This is a genomic window from Acidovorax sp., from assembly GCF_046341535.1.
In the GTDB taxonomy this organism is placed as follows: Bacteria; Pseudomonadota; Gammaproteobacteria; order Burkholderiales; family Burkholderiaceae_C; genus Acidovorax.
The window spans coordinates 1-3310 of the sequence record NZ_JBKDRI010000015.1 but is presented as its reverse complement, the minus strand read 5'-3'; the positions used below and the strand labels follow the sequence as shown (position 1 = coordinate 3310).

Annotated in this window: 3 protein-coding genes; 2 read left to right on the top strand and 1 reads right to left on the bottom strand. The window is 62.8% G+C overall.

The window, feature by feature from the left end; translation table 11 throughout:
• Position 1 precedes the first annotated feature (1 nt).
• A complete protein-coding gene (locus ACK543_RS00835) occupies positions 2-1933 on the top strand; it encodes a putative bifunctional diguanylate cyclase/phosphodiesterase (RefSeq protein ID WP_409940989.1) in 1932 nt (643 codons plus the stop codon).
• Between the two features lie 30 nt (positions 1934-1963).
• Here ACK543_RS00835 and ACK543_RS00830 read toward each other — a convergent pair whose 3' ends face one another.
• The gene (locus tag ACK543_RS00830; protein WP_409940988.1) at positions 1964-2863 is read right to left on the bottom strand and encodes a DMT family transporter; all 900 of its coding nucleotides are present in this window, start codon (positions 2861-2863) and stop codon (positions 1964-1966) included.
• Between the two features lie 135 nt (positions 2864-2998).
• On the opposite strand from ACK543_RS00830, the gene ACK543_RS00825 reads away from it, so the two are divergent.
• Positions 2999-3310, top strand: a 312-nt coding sequence (locus ACK543_RS00825; protein ID WP_409940987.1) for an alcohol dehydrogenase catalytic domain-containing protein, incomplete at its 3' end; no start/stop codon positions are given.

The following is a 3310-nucleotide window of genomic DNA, read 5'->3' as shown; positions in this document are numbered from 1 at the left end:
AGTGGCGGTGAGCATCCCGCTGGACGAAGCCCTGCTTCCCTGGCGCAGTCAAAGCAAAGAGGTCGGGCTGACGGCTTTGCTTTTCGTGGTCATGATCATCGTTGCCGGCTGGACTACCCTGCGCTATCTAGAACGGCTGGCTCAGGCGCGGGTAGCCATTGCGCAATCCAAGGCGACGCTGGAGCAGGCGCTCCAGTCCATGGTGAGCGGTTTCCTGTTGCTCAACGGCAAGCGTGAGGTGGTCCAGTGGAACCATCACTTTGAGGAGATGTTTCCGTGGATGCGCGCGCTGATGGTGCCGGGCCAGCCGTTGCGTCGTCTGCTGGAGGTGGACGCTGCCCACCAGCTGCCGGAAGCCGACGACGAAACCCGCGAGCTTTGGGTGCAAGAGCGGCTTCGGCAGCAGGCGTTTCCCGGCGATTCGCACGAGCAGGTTCAGCCCAGCGGGCGCACCATTCAGATCACTGAGCGTCCAACGCCTGATGGCGGGCTTGTCATCACCTACCACGACGTCACGGCGCTCAGGCAGGCGAATGCCGAAATCGAAAATCTGGCGTTCTACGATCCGCTGACCAACCTGCCCAACCGGCGCCTGCTGATGGACCGCATGCAGCATGCCATGACTGCCAGCGGGCGCAGCGGGCAGTACGGCGCGCTGCTTTTTCTTGATCTGGACCATTTCAAGACGCTGAACGATACCCTGGGCCACGAGGTCGGTGACTTGTTGCTGCAGCAGGTGGCGGAGCGCTTGAAGGCCTGTGTGCGCCGCGAAGATACGGTGGCCCGCCTTGGGGGGGACGAATTCGTGGTCATGCTGCACGAAGTCTCGACCCACTCGGACGAGGCCGCCGCCTACGCCCGCCGTGTGGGCGAGAAAATCCTGCGGCGACTGAACCTGCCGTTTTCGTTGGGCAGCCATGTGTACCAAATCACACCGAGCGTGGGTGTCACGCTCATGGGCGGTTCGCAGCGGATGTCGGTCGATCTGCTCAAGGAGGCTGACATCGCCATGTACCAGGTGAAGTCGCAGGGGCGCAATGGCATGTGCTTTTTCGACCCCGAGATGCAGGTGGCCATCAATGCCCGCGCGCGCCTCGAATTCGACCTGCAAGCCGCGCTCGCAGGGCGGGAATTCGAGCTGCATTACCAGCCGCAATTCAACCTGGACGGCCATATTGTCGGCGTCGAGGCCCTGATCCGTTGGCGTCATCCGGAGCGTGGACTGGTGACGCCAGGCGGCTTCATCAGTGTGGCGGAGGAGAGCGAGCTGATCGTTCCTATTGGCCATTGGGTGCTGCGCACGGCCTGTGAAGATCTGGCGGCCTGGAGCAGTGACCCGCGTTACCGCCATGTGCAAGTGTCCGTGAATGTGAGTGCGCGCCAGTTCCGCCAGCGGGACTTTGTTGCGCGGGTGGTGGATGTTCTGCGCGAGACCGGTGCGCTTGCCCACTTGCTCAAGCTGGAACTGACGGAATCGCTGGTGCTGGACAACGTGGATGACACGGTCAGCAAAATGGGCTTGCTCAAGACCAAGGGCGTGCGTTTTTCGTTGGATGATTTTGGTACCGGCTATTCATCGCTTGCGTACCTCACCCGGCTGCCGCTTGACCAACTCAAAATCGACCAATCCTTTGTGCGCAATCTGGGCGTGCGCCCTGCGGACGATGTCATTGTGCAGACCATCATCGGCATGGCACGCAATTTGGAATTGGACGTGATCGCTGAAGGCGTGGAAACGCAGGCGCAAAAAGATACCCTGGCCGAATATGGCTGCCAGTTATTCCAAGGCTACCTGATGGCCAGACCCCAGCCTGCTGCGGATCTGAACGTCATGCTTCAGTCGGCTGCCTTCGCGTCTGTCGCTTCGCGCGATTTGCAGGTTGCGCCTTGCCCGGCTAAGGCACTGTTGTCTATAGCCCCAGGCGCGGGCTGACCGCCCGCCCGGACGCGCCCGGCAGTTGGGTCAGCGGCGCGAGGAGACGATGATGCCGCCCACGATGAGCGCAAACGCCGCAGCATGGAACAGCCGCGGCGTCTCACCCAGGAATGCAGCCGACATCACGCCCGCAAACAGTGGCGTGAGATTGACAAAGAAACCGGCCACGGCCGGACCCGCGCGCCCAACGCCAATGCCCCAGCATCGGTAGGCCAGCACGGCAGGGCCGACGGCAATAAACACCAGCGCAGCGGCCAGCGGCCATCCCCATTCGATGTGGGCGCGCCCCGAGGCCCATTCGGCACCCGCAAAGCCGCCCGACCATGCCAGGCCGAACACCATTTGTGCCATCAAAAAAGCAGCCCAGTCGGTGCGAATGGACGCCGGTTCGGCGGTGCGCGATAGCAGCCAGCTGTAAAACGCCCACGACAGGGTTGCCAGCAACATGAAGATGTCGCCAGGCACGAGACGGAAGGCCATGAGTTGAGACCAGTCGCCACGGCTCAATACCAGCAGCACGCCGCACACCGACAGCAGCGCCCCCAGCAATTGCCGGCGTGTGACTGCCGCACCGAAAAACAGCGCACCCACCACAAGCATGAACACGGGCATGCTGGAGCCCACCAGCGTCACGTTGATGGGCGTGGAGGTTTGCAGCGCCAGGTACTGCAGCGCGTTGTACAAGCCTATGCCCAGCAAGCCCAACACAGCATAGCGCCGCCAATGGGGCCACAGCCCGCTGTCTCGGCGCAGCACCCCATGGGCCAGCGGAAGCAGCAGGCCAAAGGCGAGCATCCAGCGGATGAAATTCAGGGTGCTGGGCGAAATCAGGTCGTGTACCAAGCGGCCTGTTACCGCGTTGCCAGCCCACAGCAGCGGGGGAATCACCAGCAAACCCGCCGTGGCGGGTGTCAGTCTTTGCGTCATGGCTGCACTGTACCGGTTCAAGACCTGTCCTCGCTCTCTGCAGGCCTTACAGATTCATGGCACGATCGACAACGTTCGTTATCAATGCCCGCCTTGTCATCCGTCGGGCACCCAACCGCACAGGAGCCGTTTGCCATGAGCCTTGCCGTACAGATCCGCCAGCACGGCGGACCCGAAGAACTTTCTCTGGTTGATGTGACCGTGGGCGAGCCCGGGCCCGGTGAGATCCGCATCCACCACCATGCCGTGGGCCTGAACTTCATTGATGTGTACCACCGCACCGGCCTTTACCCGCTGCCCATGCCCGCTGGCATTGGCATGGAGGGCGCAGGCGTTGTGGAGGCCGTGGGTGAGGGCGTGACCCACCTGCGTGTGGGCGACCGCGCGGCCTATGCCAGCCAGCCACCCGGCGCGTATTGCCAGGTGCGCGTGATGCCCGCCAAGTGC

What these genes read in the sequence shown, in the direction of transcription:
- ACK543_RS00830 (WP_409940988.1), bottom strand. Translation starts at nt 2,863, where the DNA reads ATGACGCAAAGACTGACACCCGCCACGGCGGGTTTGCTGGTGATTCCC.